Source organism: Fontimonas sp. FW305-C-3, from assembly GCF_058783185.1.
On the sequence record NZ_JBYSYK010000001.1, the window covers coordinates 238,423 to 255,958 of the forward strand.

Annotated in this window: 12 protein-coding genes; 3 read left to right on the forward strand and 9 right to left on the reverse strand. The window is 66.0% G+C overall.

Going from position 1 to position 17,536, the window contains the following annotated elements; translation table 11 throughout:
* Positions 1–6 precede the first annotated feature (6 nt).
* Positions 7–636, forward strand: a complete 630-nt coding sequence (locus tag AC3WUF_RS01125) for a c-type cytochrome (protein WP_492421558.1) — start codon at positions 7–9, stop codon at positions 634–636.
* Between the two features lie 21 nt (positions 637–657).
* On the opposite strand, the gene AC3WUF_RS01130 is transcribed toward AC3WUF_RS01125, so the two are convergent.
* The 5 genes from AC3WUF_RS01130 to ppk2 all read right to left on the reverse strand — a co-directional run bounded on the left by AC3WUF_RS01130 (position 658) and on the right by ppk2 (position 9,851).
* The gene (locus tag AC3WUF_RS01130; RefSeq protein ID WP_492421560.1) at positions 658–1,428 is read right to left on the reverse strand and encodes a DUF899 domain-containing protein; all 771 of its coding nucleotides are present in this window, start codon (positions 1,426–1,428) and stop codon (positions 658–660) included.
* Between the two features lie 6 nt (positions 1,429–1,434).
* On the reverse strand, positions 1,435–2,088 hold the full coding sequence (locus AC3WUF_RS01135) for a Vgb family protein (protein ID WP_492421562.1): 654 nt from the start codon (positions 2,086–2,088) through the stop codon (positions 1,435–1,437).
* A 56-nt stretch (positions 2,089–2,144) separates the two neighbouring features.
* On the reverse strand, positions 2,145–3,365 hold the full coding sequence (locus tag AC3WUF_RS01140; RefSeq protein ID WP_492421564.1) for a helix-turn-helix domain-containing protein: 1,221 nt from the start codon (positions 3,363–3,365) through the stop codon (positions 2,145–2,147).
* 79 nt (positions 3,366–3,444) lie between these two features.
* A complete protein-coding gene (locus AC3WUF_RS01145) occupies positions 3,445–8,808 on the reverse strand; it encodes a PKD domain-containing protein (RefSeq protein ID WP_492421566.1) in 5,364 nt (1,787 codons plus the stop codon).
* A gap of 125 nt (positions 8,809–8,933) precedes the next feature.
* Positions 8,934–9,851: a polyphosphate kinase 2 gene (ppk2, locus tag AC3WUF_RS01150; RefSeq protein ID WP_492421568.1), complete on the reverse strand. Its 918-nt coding sequence runs from the start codon at positions 9,849–9,851 to the stop codon at positions 8,934–8,936.
* A 135-nt stretch (positions 9,852–9,986) separates the two neighbouring features.
* Between ppk2 and AC3WUF_RS01155 the strand changes: the two genes are divergently transcribed.
* The gene (locus AC3WUF_RS01155) at positions 9,987–10,799 is read left to right on the forward strand and encodes a hypothetical protein (RefSeq protein WP_492421570.1); all 813 of its coding nucleotides are present in this window, start codon (positions 9,987–9,989) and stop codon (positions 10,797–10,799) included.
* Positions 10,789–11,502, forward strand: coding sequence for an alpha/beta fold hydrolase (locus AC3WUF_RS01160; RefSeq protein WP_492421572.1), 714 nt, complete (start codon positions 10,789–10,791; stop codon positions 11,500–11,502). Before AC3WUF_RS01155 ends, AC3WUF_RS01160 begins: the two co-directional genes overlap by 11 nt.
* 57 nt (positions 11,503–11,559) lie before the next feature.
* On the opposite strand, the gene AC3WUF_RS01165 is transcribed toward AC3WUF_RS01160, so the two are convergent.
* From AC3WUF_RS01165 to AC3WUF_RS01180, 4 genes are read right to left on the reverse strand one after another with little or no spacing between them, the layout of a single operon-like run.
* A complete protein-coding gene (locus tag AC3WUF_RS01165) occupies positions 11,560–12,192 on the reverse strand; it encodes an Mpo1-like protein (RefSeq protein ID WP_492421574.1) in 633 nt (210 codons plus the stop codon).
* A 16-nt stretch (positions 12,193–12,208) separates the two neighbouring features.
* A complete protein-coding gene (gene asd, locus AC3WUF_RS01170; RefSeq protein ID WP_492421576.1) occupies positions 12,209–13,081 on the reverse strand; it encodes an archaetidylserine decarboxylase in 873 nt (290 codons plus the stop codon).
* Positions 13,078–15,783 carry a glycosyltransferase gene (locus AC3WUF_RS01175; RefSeq protein WP_492421578.1) on the reverse strand — a complete coding sequence of 902 codons (2,706 nt, stop codon included), beginning with the start codon at positions 15,781–15,783 and terminating at the stop codon, positions 13,078–13,080. Before AC3WUF_RS01175 ends, asd begins: the two co-directional genes overlap by 4 nt.
* Positions 15,780–17,522 carry an aminotransferase class III-fold pyridoxal phosphate-dependent enzyme gene (locus AC3WUF_RS01180; protein ID WP_492421580.1) on the reverse strand — a complete coding sequence of 581 codons (1,743 nt, stop codon included), beginning with the start codon at positions 17,520–17,522 and terminating at the stop codon, positions 15,780–15,782. Before AC3WUF_RS01180 ends, AC3WUF_RS01175 begins: the two co-directional genes overlap by 4 nt.
* Positions 17,523–17,536: the final 14 nt, after the last annotated feature.

Sequence of the window (17,536 nt, forward strand, 5' to 3'; positions counted from 1 at the left end):
TCGGTCATGAAAACCATCAAAACCTTGCTGTTTCTGGCGGTACTCGGGCTGCTCGGCGGCGTCGGCTTCCTCTATTCGGGCTGGTACCCGATGGGCGCCGACGTGCCGCACAACAAGCTGACGTACTGGCTGCTGGAAACCTTGCGCGAGCGATCCGTCGCGCGCTCGATCGTCGGCATCGAAGTGCCGCCGCTCGACGACCCGCGAATGCTGTTGAGCGGCGGTGCCGACTACAACGACATGTGCGTCGGCTGTCATCTGAAGCCCGGCATGGGGGATTCCGACTTCGCGCAGGGCCTCTATCCGCAGCCGCCGAATCTGGCGATGGGCCAGGACGCGCACGGCCACGCACATGGCGCCGGTGATGCCGGTGCCGCGCGGCAGTTCTGGATCATCAAGCACGGCATCAAGGCCAGCGGCATGGCGGCGTTCGGCAAGTCGCATGACGACGAGCGCATCTGGGCGATGGTGGCCTTCCTGCAGAAACTGCCGACGCTGACGGAAATGGAATATCAGATCCTCAGTTCGCGCACGCCGGCGACCGCAGCGCCTGCGGCAAGCGATGCGCCTGCAATGCCCGCTGCACCCGAAGCACCTGCAGCGACTGAGGAGGACCACGGCGGCCACGCCGGATGACCTGAGTCGCTGGTCGGGAATTCAGCGCTCGCCGCCGCAGCACGCCGCCTTCGCGGGCGGCGGCTGCGCGTAGCGGTCGTGGTGCCGCACCCAGGCCATCGGATGTTCGAGATCATCCTCGTCGCGGCCGCGCGGCGTCAGGTCGATGAAGTCGTAGGCCCCCATCATCAACTCCACACCGCGGCCGTAGGTCGAATAGGTGTGGAACAGTTCGCCGCCTGCGTTCTTGCAGAACACGCTGATGCCGGGCGCCTCGTCCTGCGGGAAATGCTGCGGGCCGAAGTTGTAGTAGACCTCGCCGGCGGCGCGCTCCTGCGGCGCGAAGCTCACGCCGAAGTCGCGGTTGAAATCGTTGCCGTGCGATGACGCCCAGTTGAACGTCCAGCCCATGCGCTCGCGGAAGCGCAGCAGTTCGGCGAGCGGTGCACGCGAAACCACCAGCAGCGTGATGTCGCGCTGCTGCAGATGCGGCAGCGCGCCGGCGATGTGGTCGGCCATGAAGGAACAGCTCGGGCAGCCCTGCTGCCAGCCGGGCCCCAGCATGAAGTGCTGCACGATCAGCTGGCTGCGGCCTTCGAACAGTGCTGCCAGAGAACGCCGGCCGGCGGTGGTGTCGAAGACGTACTCCTTGTCGATGCGCACCCAGGGCAGCGCGCGGCGTTCGTGTGCCAGCTCGTCGCGCAGGCGCGTCAGCGCCTTCTCGCGTTGCAGCAGTGCCTTGCGCGCGGCGAGCCATTGGTCGGGCGTCACAACCGCTTGCTGGGTCATCGGTTTCGCGGAGAGTTCACTCATGGCGGATCACCGCGCCCGACGCGGGCGGCGCACCGCGCGGATCTTGCCGCTGCCGCCGCCGCCGCAATAGAAAAGATCGGCGCCATCCGACTCCAGGCCGCTGACGCCGACACTGGCCGGCATCTCGAGGCGCTCAAGCACCGCGCCGCTGTGCGGATCGATGCGGCGGATGTCGCTTTCCTCGGCTTCCCAGGTGCCGTGCCACAGCTCGCCGTCGACCCAGGTCACGCCGGTGACGAAGCGATTGGACTCGATGCTGCGCAGGATCGTGCCGGTCTGCGGATCGATCTGGTGGATCTTGCGCTCGCGGTACTGGCCGACCCACAGGCTGCCTTCGGCCCAGGCCATGCCGGAATCGGCGCCGTGGCCGGGCGCCGGGATCGACGCAATGATCTCGCCCGTCGCCGGATCGATCTTGTCGATGCGCGCCTCGGCGATCTGGTAGAGATGCTTGCCGTCGAACGCGGTGCCGGCGTCGCCGGCGCACTTGAGCTCGCCGGTGATCTCGCCGCTGTGCGGATCGATCGCCAGCAGGCGTTCGCCGGCGGCTGCCCACACACGCCGGCCATCGTGGGTCACCCCGTGGATGTTCTTCGTGCCCTCGAAAGGCCCGTACTCGCGGACGATCTCCGCGGCCTGCGTCACTGCTGTGCTGTTCATGTCCGGCTCCTTGGCGGTGCGCCGACAATCGGATGCATCGGCGGCGTGGAAGCAATCTACCCGGCTGGCAGAACAGCAGGGAGTAACAAGTTCGTCGCGAATCCGGTCAGCGGTGCCGCCAGCCAGCGCTGCGCACGCGCGCGTCCGATGGAGCGCACTCGCTTCTCGGACTCCAACTCGATCAAGGCGCGTTGCACCGTGCGCTGGCTCGCACCCAAGGCCAAGGCCAGCGCGGATGTCGGCCAGGCGATGCCGTCGGCAAGTATCGCCAGCAGCGAAGCCTGCTCGCCCTCGATCGGCGGCAGCAGCACGGTCACAGGGCGGTTCCGCAGCGGCTGCAGCGCGAAGCCGCGCTCGCTCGCATCGATGCGCGCCAGTGGCGCGATCAATGCGCGCAGGCGGCCGATCTCGACGCGCAGGCGCGCGCGGTGCGTTTCGTTCGGACGGCGCGCACGGAATGCCCGCGCAATGAGCTCGTTGCGATCGACGTCGGCAGGCCAGGCTTCGGCGAGCGCGCGTGCCAGCGCAAACAGCACGGGCCGGCGTGCCAGTGATTGCCATTGCGCGCCGGTGCCGAGTGCGCGGCGACAGGCGTCGATCACCAGCGTGTCGGACGCAAACAGCGCTTCGACTTCGTCGAGCCGCAACAGCTGCTCTTGCCCGTCGCGAACGCGACGCGCGGCCGGTCGCTCGACTGCGGCCAGTGCCTCATCGACCTCCGCCTGCAAGGCCGGCACGCCGGCACGCCCGGCGGCGCTGCGCGCACGCAGCAGCGCAGCGCGCGCGGCCGCGGTGCGCAGGGCGCGCAGATCCAGTTCGGCCGCCGCCATCTCGGCGATGACGCGCAGCGGTGGCGGCAGACTCTGGCCGTCGAGCCGGCCCAGCATCGCCGCCGCGTCGTCGAGGCGTCCGAGCAGCAGCAGCCGGCGCACCGCGATCAGGCGCGCTTGCAGCGCATTGGCGCGGTCGGCGCGTGCTTCGAGAATCTTCGCCGCGGACTCCAGCGTGCGCGGCGAGTCATGGAAATCGCGCATCGCCAGCGCCACTTCGGCTTCGGCGACGACACAGCGCGCACGTGCGAGCGCTTCCTTGGACCCGAACTCGCGGGCCGCGCGGCGCAGCAGTTCGCGGGCGCGCGCATGCTCGCCGAGCTGCGCCATCGCAATGCCGCGCAAGGCCAGCGCCGGCGGATCGCTGCGCAGCGCAACGCGCTTCAGCGCACCCAGCGAGTCGCCGCCGGCGAGCGCGCGTGCCGCGGCTGCAATCAGGGAATCCATGCCGCCAGCTTAGCGCGCGCCGCCAAAAAAGAAGGGGCTCGAAACACGAGCCCCTTCGTTCGTCCGGCGAATCCGCGCGCTAGAAAAGCTTCAGCAGGATGATCGGCGTGAACGGATGACCGTCGACGTCGGCAGTCGGGCTGCGGTTGTCGTCCAGCGCGTCCGCGAGACCGATGACGTTCTGGTCGGAGACCTTGAGCAGCAGTTCCTTGGGCAGGAAGTGGCTGCTCTGGCGCGTCGTCTCCTGCTGGCTCGCGCCGAAGTAGTAAGCCTGGAAGACGTAACCATTGCCGAACAAGGCATTCGGCAGTGCCGACGCGTTGTACGTGAAGACGACCTGGCCGTTGGTCACGACGCCTTGCTGCTGCGGCAAACCGGCCACCGGATCGGCGTCGAGGCGCGCATAGAACACGCCGAGATCGACGCGCTGGCCGTCAGGAACGACGACGTAGCGTCGCTGCGCCTGGTTGAAGACATACGGCGTGACGCGCACGGTGATGTTGCCGCTGCTGTCCGGCACCACGACGACGCCATTGCCGTTCGGATCGGTCTGGCTGTTGCCGAACTGGATCTGCGCGGTGAAGCCGTCGGCGCCCAGCGGATTGACCGGCAACTTCGCGATGAACACCGGCGTGTAGGGATGGCCGTCGATCGCATCGGTCGGACTGCGGTTGTCGTCCATCGCATCCGCGAGGCCGATGACGTTCGCCACCGGCAAGGCGAGCACCAGTTCCTTGGGCAGGAAGTGGCTGCTCTGGCGGGTCGTCTCCTGCTGGCTCGCGCCGAAGTAGTAGGCCTGGAAGATATAGCCGTTGCCTTCGAGCGCGTTCGGCAGCTCGGCGGCGTCGAAGCTGAACACGACCTGGCCGTTGGCGACGGTGCCGATCTTCTTCGGCAGCGCGGCGACGGGGTCGGCATCGGGCCGCAGATAGAACGCGCCGAGGTCGACGCGCTGGCCGTTGGGCACCCGCACGTAGCGCCGCGTCGTCGTGTTGAAGACGTAGGGCGTCACGCGGACCGTGATGTTGCCGTTGGCGTCGGGCAGCACGACAAGTCCGTTGCTGCTCGGATCGGCCTGGCTGGCGCCGAACTCGATGCGCGCGGTGAAGCCATCGCCCTGGACGAGATTGCTCGGCAACGCGGCAACGAACACCGGCGTGAACGGATGGCCGTCGAAGGCGGCGGTCGGGCTGCGGTTGTCGTCCATCGCATCGGCGAGGCCGATGACGTTCTGATCCGGCAGGCCCAGTGCCAGTTCCTTGGGCAGGAAGTGGCTGCTCTGCCGCGTCGTCTCCTGCTGGCTGGCGCCGAAGTAGTACGCCTGGAAGACGTAGCCGTTGCCTTCGACCGAGCTGGGCAGATCGGCCAGGTTGTACGTGAAGATCACCTGGCCGTTGGTCACGACGCCCTGCTGCTGCGGCAGGCCGTCGACCGGATCGGCATTCAGGCGTGCGTAGAACACACCGAGGTCGACGCGCTGACCATCCGGCACCGGCACGTACTGCTGCGTCGCCGTGTCGAAGACATACGGCGTGACGCGGACGGTGATGTTGCCGTCGGCATCCGGCAGGACGACCACGCCGTTGCTGCTGGGATCGAGCTGGCTGCTGCCGAACTGGATGCGCGCGGTGAAGCCGTCGCCCTGCACCAGCGGGGTTGGCAGCGCGGCGACGAACACCGGCGTGAACGGGTGGCCGTCGAAGGCATCGGTCGGGCTGCGGTTGTCGTCGATCGCATCGGCGAGGCCGATGACGTTCTGATCCGGCAGGCCGAGCACCAGCTCCTTGGGCAGGAAGTGGCTGCTCTGGCGTGTCGGCTCATTCACCGCCGGGCCGAAGTAGTAGGCCTGGAAGATGTAGCCGTTGCCCTCGAGCGAGCTCGGCAGCGTCGCGACGTTGTACGTGAAGATCACCTGGCCGTTGCTGACCGTGCCGATCTTCTTCGGCAGCGCCGCGACGGGATCGGCATCGAGTCGCGCATAGAACACGCCGAGATCGATGCGCTGACCATCCGGCACGACGGCGTACTGCTGGGTTGCCGTATCGAAGACGTAGGGCGTGACGCGGACGGTGATGTTGCCGTTGGCGTCCGGAATCGCGACAACGCCGTTGCCGCTCGGATCGCTGACGCCGCCGCCAAACTGGATGCGTGCGGTGAAGCCGTCGCCCTGCACGAGGCTGGTCGGCAGCGCGGCGACGAACACCGGCGTGAACGGGTGGCCGTCGAAGGCATCGGTCGGGCTGCGGTTGTCGTCCATCGCATCGGCCAGGCCGATGACGTTCTGGTCGGGGATGCCGAGGATCAGTTCCTTGGGCAGGAAGTGGCTGCTCTGCCGCGTTGTCTCCTGCTGGCTGGCGCCGAAGTAGTACGCCTGGAAGACGTAACCGTTGCCTTCGAGCGAGCTTGGCAGCGTCGCGACGTTGTAGGTGAAGACCACCTGGCCATTGGCGACGGTGCCCTGCTTCTGCGGCAGGCCCGCGACCGGATCGGCATCGACCCTTGCGTAGAACACGCCCAGATCCACCCGCTGGCCGTCCGGCACCGGGATGTAGCGCCGCTGCGACGCGCTGTAGAGGTACGGCGTGACGCGGACCGTGATGTTGCCGTTGGCGTCCGGAATCGCGACGACGCCGTTGCTGGCCGGATCGGCACTGCTGCTGCCGAACTCGATGCGCGCGGTGAAGCCGTCGCCCTGGATCAGGCTGCCCGGCAGCGATGCGACGAACACCGGCGTGAACGGATGGCCGTCGAACGCGGCGGTCGGGCTGCGGTTGTCGTCCATCGCGTCGGCGAGGCCGATCGCGTTCTGGTCGTCGATGCCGAGCACGAGCTCCTTCGGCAGGAAATGGCTGCTCTGGCGCGTCGGCTCGTTCAGCGTCGGCCCGAAGTAGTAGGCCTGGAAGACATAGCCGTTGCCCTCGATCGAACTCGGCAGATCGGCGATGTTGTAGGTGAAGACGACCTGGCCATTGGTCACGACGCCCTGCTGCTGCGGCAGGCCGGCGACCGGGTCCGCATCGGGGCGCGCATAGAACACGCCGAGATCGACGCGCTGGCCGTTGGGCACCAGCCGGTAGCGACGCGTTGCGGCATCGAAAACATACGGCGTGACGCGGACGGTGATGTTGCCGTTGGCATCCGGCAGGGCGACCACGCCGTTGCTGCCCGGGTCGGCCTGGCTGTTGCCGAACTGGATGCGCGCGGTGAAGCCGTCGCCCTGGATCAGATTGCTCGGGATCGACGCGATGAACACCGGCGTGAACGGATGGCCGTCGAACGCCGTGCTCGGGCTGCGGTTGTCGTCCAGCGCATCGGCGAGACCGATGACGGTCTGATCCGCCGTCGCCAGCGTCAGCTCCTTCGGCAGGAAGTGGCTGCTCTGTCGCGTCGGTTCGTTCAGCGTCGGCCCGAAGTAGTAGGCCTGGAAGATGTAGCCGTTGCCTTCGATCGAGCTCGGCAGATCGTTGACGTTGTAGGTGAACGTCACACGGCCGTTGGCGACGGTGCCCTGCTGCTGCGGCAGGCCGGCGACCGGATCGCTGCCGAGTCGCGCATAGAACACGCCAAGATCGATGCGCTGGCCGTCCGGCACGACCACATAGCGCTGCTGGGTCTCGTTGAAGACGTAAGGCGTGACGCGGACCGTGATGTTGCCGCTGGCGTCCGGAATCGCGATGACGCCATTGCCGCTGGGATCCGCATCGCTGTTACCGAACTGGATCCGCGCGGTGAAGCCGTCGCCCTGGATGCCCGCGCCGCAGACCGGCGTCTCGCGGTTCGGATCGACCGCGTCGCAGAACGCATTGACGCCCTGCGCGACGCACTCGCCGAGATCCGTCGAACCCTGGCACAGCGCGCCGAGGAAGACGCTCAGGTCGGGAATCACGTACAGCGATGCCGTGGTCGTGTCCTGCAGGCCATCGGGGTCGCTGACGCGCAGCGACACCGTGCAGCTGCCGCCGCCGCTCGGCGCGGTGACGCTGGTGTTGGCCGTGCTGGTGCTGGAGAAGACCAGGCCGCAGCCGGAGCCGGCCGCCTCGCTCCACAGGTAGCTCAGCGTATCGCCGTCGGGGTCGGCGGAGCCGGCGCTGCTGAGGCTCACGCTGTCGCCGCCGAACGCGGGATTCGGCGAGATCGATACGACGGCGCTCGGCGCCTCGTTGTCGTCCACCGGATCCGGATCGGGTTGAACCGAAATCTGCACATCGTCGCTGGCCGCGGCGCCGTCGTCGTCGGTCACCGTCAGGCGGAAGGTCAGCGTCGTCAGCTGGCTCACCGTCGGCGCGGTGAAGCTCGGCGTCGCGGTGTTCGCGCCGCTCAGCGTGACGGCGTCGCCGACCGTCTGCGTCCACTGATAGCTGGCGATGGTGCCGTCCGGATCGCTGGAAGCGGCGCCGCTCAGGCTGACCGCGTCGCCACTGCCGACCGTCCGGTTCGGGCCGGCGTTGGCCAGCGGCACCTGGTTCGCGATGACGTTGCGGACCAGCACGTTGACCTCATCGGTGGCCTGCGCACCCTGGTTGTCGGTGACCTGCAGGCGCACGGTCACGATCGTGTCCGCATTCACCTGCGGCGCGAAGAACGAAGCCTGCGCCTGGCGGTTGTTCTGGATCGCGAACGGCACGCTGGAAACATTGGTCCAGCGGTAATCGATGATGATGCCGTCCTGATCGGCGCTGCCGCGTCCGTCGAGCGAAACCAGGCCGCCTTCGTCGACGGCGCGGTCGACGCCGGCCACCGCGACCGGAACCGCATTCGGGCTCGCCGGCGTGTCGCGGACGAGGATCGCCACGGTGTCGGAAGCACTGGCACCGGCGTCGTCGATCACGCTCACGCGGAAGCGATACGTCGTGTCGCCGTTGACCTGCGGGGCGCGGAAGCTCGGCGTCAGCGTGCCGGCATCCTGCAGTTCGATGCTGTTGCCCAGCGCAGTCCACAGGATGGACGCAAGCGCGCCGTCCGCATCGCTCGCCACGCCCGCCAGGTTGACGATCGCATTCTCGCCGACCGTCTGGTTCGGGCCCGCATCGACCGTCGGAACGACATTGGGATTTGCGCCGGTGTCGCGCACCGTGATGAGGACTTCATCGCTGGAGACGAGACCGTCGTCGTCGGTCGCGGTCAGGCGGAAGCGCAGCGTCGTATCGGTATCCACGCCCGGCGCGACAAAGCTCGGCGTCAGCGTGTCGGCATCCTGGATCGCCGTGCTGTGACCGATAGGCGTCCATTCGAGAAGGCTGATCGTGCCGTCCGTATCGCTGGCCTGACCGGACAGCTGGACGGTTTCGCCCTCGCTGCGGGTCTGGTCGGGCCCGGCCTCGACCATCGGCGCCAGCGGATCGGCGGGGCCAGGCCCCGGTTCGCTGCCGTTGTTGGAACTGCAGGCAACCACAGAAACAGCAGCCAGCGCGAGGCTGGCCATACGCAGCGAGTTGATCAACATTCCCCGGTACCCCCCAAGATACTGCTACGCAGCGTAGCAGAGATGCCTGGAGGCTTCTTCCACCCGATTAAGGGGGACAGCGCCTCGGGAATCCGAGCTTGGCGGGCAGTTCGCCCGATCCGTCCCTAGTAGATCGACGGCACGAACATCGAGGCCGGCACCGGATTGCGTAGGTAGTCCGGATGATGAATGCGGTCGGGCAGCGCGATCGGCGTGTGTTCGACCTCGCCGTAGGGAATCTGGCCGAGCAGGTGGTGGATGCAATTGAGCCGCGCGCGCTTCTTGTCCACCGCCTCGACCACCCACCAGGGCGATTCGGGAATATGCGTGCGCTCCAGCATGGTTTCCTTGGCCTTGGTGTAAAGCTCCCAGCGCCGCCGCGACTCCAGGTCCATCGGACTCAGTTTCCACTGCTTGAGCGGATCATGGATGCGCGCGCGGAAGCGGCGGTACTGCTCTTCGTCGGTGATCGAGAACCAGTACTTGATCAAGATGATTCCCGAGCGGACGAGCATGCGTTCGAACTCCGGCACCGTACGGAAGAACTCCTCGTACTCGTCGTCGTTGCAGAAGCCCATCACACGCTCGACCCCGGCGCGGTTGTACCAGCTGCGATCGAACAGCACGATCTCGCCGCCAGCCGGCAGATGCGTCACGTAGCGCTGGAAATACCACTGCGTGCGCTCGCGGTCGTTCGGCGCCGGCAGCGCCGCGACGCGGCACACGCGCGGATTGAGACGCTGCGTCACACGCTTGATCGCGCCGCCCTTGCCGGCCGAATCCCGGCCCTCGAACAGCACGACGACCTTGAGCTTGTGCTGGACGACCCAGCTCTGCAGCTTCACTAGTTCGCTCTGCAGGCGCAGCAGTTCGCGAAAATAGAAGTGCCGATCGACATCCGCGCCGCCGTCCGCGGTCGGCCCCGAAACCAGTGCCTCCAGCAGCTCGTCGTCGATTTCCATTTCAAGCTCTTCATCGAGATTGTCCTGGAACTCTTCTGCCAGCAGCTGCCTTCTGTCTGACGCTTCTTCGTTCGGGGTCATGGCACTTCGGATCGAAAGGGGACTCTCGCGACGGCGGCACCTCGATTCCGTCACGGAATCTGTCACAAGTCCTGAATAGTAGTGAGCCTAATATGACAAGGCCGTTACTCTCCGCGTCCCCATTTCGCCCTCTGCATGGCCGACCACTCCACCGAAGCGCATTCATCATCGGGCGACTACTCGCTTGCGTTATGGCTGCTGAAGCTCGGCAGCCTGGCAAACCTGTACTTCATCGCGAGCCTGCTGTCGCCGCGGGCCGCCGAGGTCGATGCCTGGATCGGCGTTCCGGCGCTGATCCTGTTCGCGGTGTCCGCGTATCGCTGTCTGTTTCCGGTGCGCTACGAAGGCAACATCGTCTTCCACGATTCGCCGCTGTCGTCGGTGTTCGCAACGCGCCTGCTGGCGACGTTCTCCGAAGTGGCCTACATCTTCCTGTTCTCCTACGTGCTGCGCCGGATCAACCAGGACCAGCTGGCGTGGGTGACCGTGCTGTCGTGGGCGATGGTCGGCCAGGTCGTCGTCAGTCAGGCTTTCGTCTGGACAGCCATCGCCTACGAACGCCTCGAATACTATTTCTACGAAGAGTTCGGCTGGGCGCTGATCTTCGCCATCAACACCATTGCCAGCGCAGGTCTGTACCTGTCCGCCGAAGCGCTGACCGACGGCGGCAGATTGCTGCTGCAACTGAACCTGCTGTTCGGTGTGCTGTATCTGCCCTGGCAAACGCTGCACCTGCGTTTCCTGCACGCCAATGCGCAGCGCGATCCGCAACCGCTCAGGCACAAGTCCATCGTCCCCGGCTTGCGGCGGTCCATCTTCGTCAAGGATCGCCGTACCGATGCCGCGTCCTGGGGCGGCTGGATCGGCCTGAGCTGGATGACGGCGTACTGGGCGACGCTGATTCCCTTATGGGTCCACACGATCGTCAGGACGCTCAATGGCTACTGACAACGCCGATTCCTCGACAACGCTGGTGTTATTGCCGGGACTGGACGGCACCGACGTGTTTTTCCGGCCCCTGCTGGCCCAGCTGCCGCCGACGATCCGGCCGCTGGTCCTGAGCTACCCCGATGATGGTCCCTACAGCTACGAAGAATTGCTCGATCTGGTCCGCGCTGCCCTGGCCGGAGTGCCGGCCTGCCATGTGCTTGCCGCCTCGTTCGGCGGACCGCTGGCGATCCTGCTCGCGGCGGCCGAGCCGGACAAGGTGCGTGGCCTGATCCTGACGGCGACGTTCGTGCGGACACCAAGGCCGGAGCTGGCACCGCTGCGCTGCCTGCTGCGCGCGCCGCTGCTGTGGACCGTGCGCGTCGTGCGGCGACTGCCGGTGTGGATACGCGCGCCGGAAGATGATCTGCGCCGCGCCAAGCGTGAAACCTGGCGGCGCGTTTCAGCGCGGGGACTGGCGGGAAGGGCACGCGCCGTACTCGCTGTCGATGTGCGCGCGGCGTTGGCGAACTGCCGGCAACCGCTGCTCAACGTGAGCTATGACCGCGATACCGTCGTGCGCCGTCGATACGGCGAAGAGATTCTCGGACATCGCGAGCATGCCGCCAGTGCCAGCCTGAGCGGCGGGCATCTGGCGATGTTCAGCGATCCGGCCGCGCTGGCGGCGGAAGTGGTCCGTTTTGTGGAAAGCCACTTGCCGTAGGGCGGGAAAGCCGCAGGCGTTTCCCGCCCTACGAGAGGATCGTGACCGCGGCGGTCTTCAGGCCGACTGCACCTTCTGCTGCGGCGGTGCGCGGTACCACTCGGTCATGTCGTCGTTCATCTGGCCTTTCCAGATGTAGTACGGGGCCTTGTGGTAGATCTTCAGGTCGTGGAACGGGTCGGTGATGATCTTGCTCGCCCATACGAGACCGGACTGCACGCCCATCAGGAAGAACAGATGCACGGTGCGGAAGATCACCGCGCCCATGCCGATGATCAGCCACAGGATCGCGGTGTTGTACAGGAAGCCGCGGGCGACTTCCGCGGTGCTGAAGAAGCCGAAGAACGTCGGCTGGAAGTACAGCACGATCGGCGCCAGCGCCCAGATGGCCAGCAACACGAACTTGCGCTGCAGGTTGTAGCCGACCTTGATCGCTTCCTTGTGTTCGTGCGTCGCCTGGTTCACTTCGTCGTAGTTCTTCGGCTCGAAGAAGAAGTGGCCGATCTGGCGCACGATCATTGCCAGCGGCCAGGCCGCCATCACCGCGGCGACCGGGTTGGTCCAGATCAGCACGTAGCTGGCGAGGAAGCAGCAGGCGCTGACCAGGTGCAGGCTCTGGTTGATGCGGTTGTGGTGGTAGTAGCGGTGGTCGTCCCAGCGCTGTTGGTGTAGCTCTTCGCCAAAAGTCATAACGGTTCTCCTTGAATCAGACAGAGGCTGCGGCAGTCAGCAGGGCCTGCCCCATGCGAATGGTGTCGCCGACGCGGATGCCCTCGGCGAGCGAGTAGTTGCCGGTCGCGAAAACGATGATCGTCGAGCCGTGCTGGAAGTAGCCCATCTCGTCGCCCTTGGCGAAGCTGCGCGTCCAGGCGATGCGGTTGGGGCCGCGGTAGTCCAGGCACAGCTCGTCGCTGAGCCCGCTGAAACGCATGCTGGCGACCAGAACCGCGGCCACCGGCACCAGGCACAGGCTGCCGCCGGTCGCCGGGTCGTGCAGCTGGACGACCGCGCGTTCGTTGAGGCAATAGAGTTTCTCGATGCGCTTGAGCGCGATCGGATTGACGTTCCAGGTGTCACCGGAGATGTAGCTGATCTCTTCCGTGCGGCAATCGACCGGCGCATGAAAGCGGTGGTACATGCTCGACTTCAGGCGCAGCGTCACGTACGTCCCGTTTCGATACAGATCCTGCAGGCGGGCATCCGGGATCAGCTCGCCGATCTCATACGGAAAGCCCTTGGCCTGGAACACCTGCGTTCCTTCGATACGGCCGCACTCGCCGACGACCGCGTCGCAGGGGCTGGCGACGATATGCGTCCGCCCATCAACCGCGCGCGCGCCCGGCTTGAGCCGGCGGGTGAAGCAATCCTGCAGGCTGGTGAAGGTCTGCTTCTCGGCTTCCTGCAGGCGCAGATCCTCGGCGAACAGCCGCCACAGGGCGATCAGCACGCGCGCGAGCCAGGGATTCTCGATGCGGCTGATACGGCCGACCAGCCGCGTCAGCGCATGGCGCGGGATGCGATTGGTCAGCAGGAAATTGAGCTGCTCCTGCTGGCTGAGCTGGCGGATGGCACTGGTCATGCAGCGACGGCGACCTCGGTCGCTTCCGCAACTTCTGCCACCGGCAGACCGAGCTTGCCGATGAACTCGCGCATGATCGGGCCGGCCTGGTAGTCGTCGACGCGGCGCAGCGCGGCGGTACGCATCGCCGCATGCCATTCGCGGTTGCCGAAATGCCCGACGATGCGTTCCGCCATCTCATCGATCGTGTCGACCAGATAGCCATTCGTGCCGTCGACGATGATGTCCTTCGGGCCCTTGGTGTTGTAGGCCAGCACCGGCATGCCCTGCGAGAACGCCTCGAGCACGACATTGCCGAAGGTGTCGAACTTCGACGGAAACACGAACAGATCGAGGCCGGCGTAGACCTGCTCGATGCGCTCGCGGCTCACCCAGCCGAGGAAGTGCGCTTCCGGCAATGCCGCGCGCAGCTCGGCCTCGGCCGGGCCGCTGCCGGCGATGACGATGCGCAGGTCCGGGATCCGCTCGCGGGCACGGCGATAGATCTCCGGCAGCTCGAGCACGCCCTTTTCCTTGCTCAGGCGGCCGGCCATGAACAGCACCGGCGTCGCGTCCGTCGCATCGGCAAACAGTTCCGACTTGCGCACCGGCACGATGTTCGTGCGCGGCTGCTCGACATGATGCGCGGTCAGATGCACGCGTTCGTTGGGCAGTCCCATGTGGCTGTGCGTCAGCCACTTGCGGTGATCGCTGTTGAGCACGAACACTGCTTCGAACTGGTGGTACAGCGCGCGCATCACGCGGCGGATGCGATCCAGCTCATGCGAATCCAGGTCGGTCGTATGACGGAAGAAATCCAGCCAGTCCGTGTGCATGAAGAAGAACGCCGGCACATTGAACTTGTACTTGAGGAACAGCGCGACCAGTGCCATCGGCCCTTCGGTCGAGCAGACCACACGGTCGTAGCCGCCTTCGTAGAAGATGCGCGCGATCTCCATCAGGTCCGGCACGCGCAGCTTCTGTTCGCCGAAGCTCGGGAAGCCGAACTCGGCGAGCGGCTTGACGACGTGCAGATGCGGCTCGGACTCGGCCTCCGCGTGGCAGATCAGGAAATCCACCGCATAGCCCTGGCGCTGGATCTCGGCGAGCTTGGCCGACAGCGAGTTGGACACGCCGTTCTTGTCGCGCAGCGTATCGGTCAGATACAGCGCGCGGCGCGGATGCTGGTTGCGGCCGATGTGTTCGGAGAACTCGTTGAGGAAGCCGCGGTTGGCGTACAGCACGCGGGTGCTCGCCAGCTGGGTGCCGAGCAGCACCAGGTTGACCATGACCGGGAACGACAGGTTGTCGAGAATCTCGCGCAGGTTGATGCCGCTGATGTTGCTCTTGCCGGGCGCTTCGCCGAAGGCCAGCGCGCGGACCTGCAGCGGAATCTCCAGCTTGCGGATCAGATCCTCGGACGAGAAGCTGCCGTCGAACAGGCCGGTGTGCTTGGCCGCGCACTTCCTGGTGCGCGCGACGATCAGCTGCGCGAGGCCGTTGAACAGATCGCCCATCGCCTTCTGTGTCACCGCCGCGGACTGCGCCGGCGGCAGCGTGCGGCTTTCGGCAATCTCGTCGAGGTGGCGCACGCAGAACGCATAGTCGCTGGAGACCGCGAGGCGCAGCATCCAGTCCGGCTTCTTGCCGCGCAGCGCATCGTGGACGCAGCCGATGAAGCGCCGCGTCTTCTTGTGCTTCTTGATCTCGAGAAAGATGTTGCCGATGACCAGGCAGGCGAGCTTGTCGCTGACTTCGCCGCGGTGCAGCGCCAGGCGCAGCAGGCCCGGGTCCTGCATGTGGGTGACGATCTGCGAGAAGTAATCCAGCAGCGCGACATTCAGATGCTGGTTCTCGCCGACATGGCCGTAGGGCGCAATGTGGCCGTTGCGTATGGCTTCGAGCGCCAGCTGCGACAGCGGCGTGTTCTTGCGGCGCTCGGCGAGGTTCGGTACGTGCAGCCAGGAACCCGAGCGGCCGGCCGTCAGGCCCATGTGATCGTCGGAGCCGCCGGTCAGGATCTTAGCGCGGCCGATGTCGACGCCGTAGTCGGCCGGGTTGAGCTTGTGCTTGGCGGCGAGCCCATGCAGCTTCTCTTCGTTCAGACCCTGCGCCCAGTTCAGCACCAGCACGCTTTGCCACAGGTCGCGCTGACCGTTCAGCACTTCATAGCGCTGGAACAGGATCGCCAGCTTCTCGAACATCTCCGGATCGAGCTTGTCGGTGCGCGAGTAGAAGTACAGCGGATGGGGCAGGATGACCGGGATGTTGTGTTCGGCGGTGTAGCGCAGGAAGGCGTAGATGTCGCGGCGCTTCTTGTTGAGGATGACCTCCTGCTCCGGCGTGAATCCGTACGCGAGTACGTGCATGTACAGCTCGTACTCGTTGAAGTGGCAGGTGAACTCGGTGCCGACCAGCACGTCGTGGCCCTTGTCGAGCAGCTCCCAGCACGAACGCGCGTTGTTGTGGTTGGTGACGGTGATGATGTCGCAGCCATTGCCCTGCAGGCACTTGACCAGGTCCTTGGTCTCCAGCCAGGTTTCCGGCAGGCCAAGCAGGCGGCCCCACAGTTCGTCCGGCACGTCGCTGTTGCGGTCGTGGCAGTGGAAGTCGATCTGCAGCCGTTCGCTGGCATCGAAGCGCTGGGCTTCCTTCTGCAGATAACCGTGAAATTCGAGCTGCAGCTTTTCGCGGAACGACAACTGCCGGGGATTGCGGGTCATGTCGGTTCACCTGGTCCGGCGTGCTGCATCGCGGGCGGCAACGCCATCGACGACCGCGATGCGCGGCCACGGAATTTCGCACTCAGCATGTCCTTGAGCATCTGCCGCTTGATCCATTTGTTGGTCAGGTGCGGCGCGCTCCACCACCAGCCGTCGGCCTGCATGGCCTTGGCGGCGCGCACGAAGCGATCGGCGACCGCGCCGAAGTCCTCGTCGGAATAGTCGAGGCTCATGATCAGGCGGCCGGTGCCGGTCCAGCTCAGCTCCAGACCTTCGGCGCGCAGATAGAACTGCAGCATCCAGTTGTAGCGGCAGGGCTGCGTGTAGAGCACCGAGATGATGCTGTGCATGTTCGCCAGGCGGACCGGCAGCGCCTGCTCCACCAGCAGGCGGTTCAGCGCTTCGACCCGGCGATTCCACAACGCATCGGCGTTGGCGTAGATGGCCTGGATCGCCGGTTGCTCGATGCGCGCGAGAAACTCGGCCATGCAGGTCATCACGTACGGATGTGAATTGAAGGTGCCGCGCGCGAAGGAAACGTTCGCCGGCTGGTCGTCCTTGTAGCGCTTCATCAGCGCGTGCTTGCCGCAGACGACACCGATCGGCAAACCGCCGCCGAGGGTCTTGCCGTAGGTCACGAGATCGGCGGCAACGCCAAAGTACTCCTGCGCGCCGCGATAGCCGAGGCGGAAGCCGGCGAACACCTCATCGAAGATCAGCACGATGCCGCGTCGCGTGCAGATCTCGCGGATGCGCTGCAGCCATTGCGTGTAGCGCTCGCGATCGAAGGCGGTCGTGCGGTCGCTCGCGATCAGCGTCGAGTCGCCCGGTGCATCGGCGTTCGGATGCAGGGCCTGGAACGGATTGATCAGCACGCAGGCGATGTCCTTGCGCGTCGCCAGCACCTGCAGGGTGCGCTCGGACAGATCGGTGAGCGTGTAGACGTCGTCGACCTTGCGCTGGTTGCCGACGCCGGGCTGCACACCATCCCACCAGCCGTGGTACGAACCGCACAGGCGGACCAGGTGCGTGCGTCCGGTGTGGTAACGCGCCAGACGCACGGCCTGCATGACCGCCTCGGTGCCCGACATGTGGAACGAGACTTCATCGAGGCCCGAGATCCTGCGCAGGGCTTCGACGTTGCCGCCGATCACCGGGTGATACGGTCCGAGCACCGGGCCGAGTTCCTGCGCGCGCGCAAAGCCGGCCTGCAGGCAGTCCTTGTAGAAGTCGTAACCGAAGACGTTGACGCCGTAGGAGCCCGACAGGTCATAACGCCATTGACCGTCGACATCCTGGATGCGGCGGCCTTCGGTGCGCGTCACCATGCTGCCGTAGCGGAACTCCTCCGGCAGCTCGCGGCTGAACGGAAACGGCACGCGGTACTGACTGGTGAAACGGACGTCGGAGATGCTGTCCTTCAGCGAACGGCTGCTGCGCTGGGATTCCGGCGAGGCGGTTGCCAGCCGCTGGCGCAGATGCCCGATGCCGGACCGGCGTTGCGCAGCCACTTCGGGCGGCGCGAGGTCGCTGCCGAACCAGCCGTCGCCGTTGTAATCAAACTGTGCGACCAGCCGTGCCATTCTCCGCGACCAGCGCGAATGACCGCGCAGGGACGGATGCTTGGCCCGCGACAAGGCGAGACGCGTCGCCAGCCGATGGCAGAGATAGACGGCGAGGATGACCGCAGCGGCAATTTCAAAAAAATGGTCGTTCACAGACGTACGATGCTTGCGCATGTCGTACGCCTTCG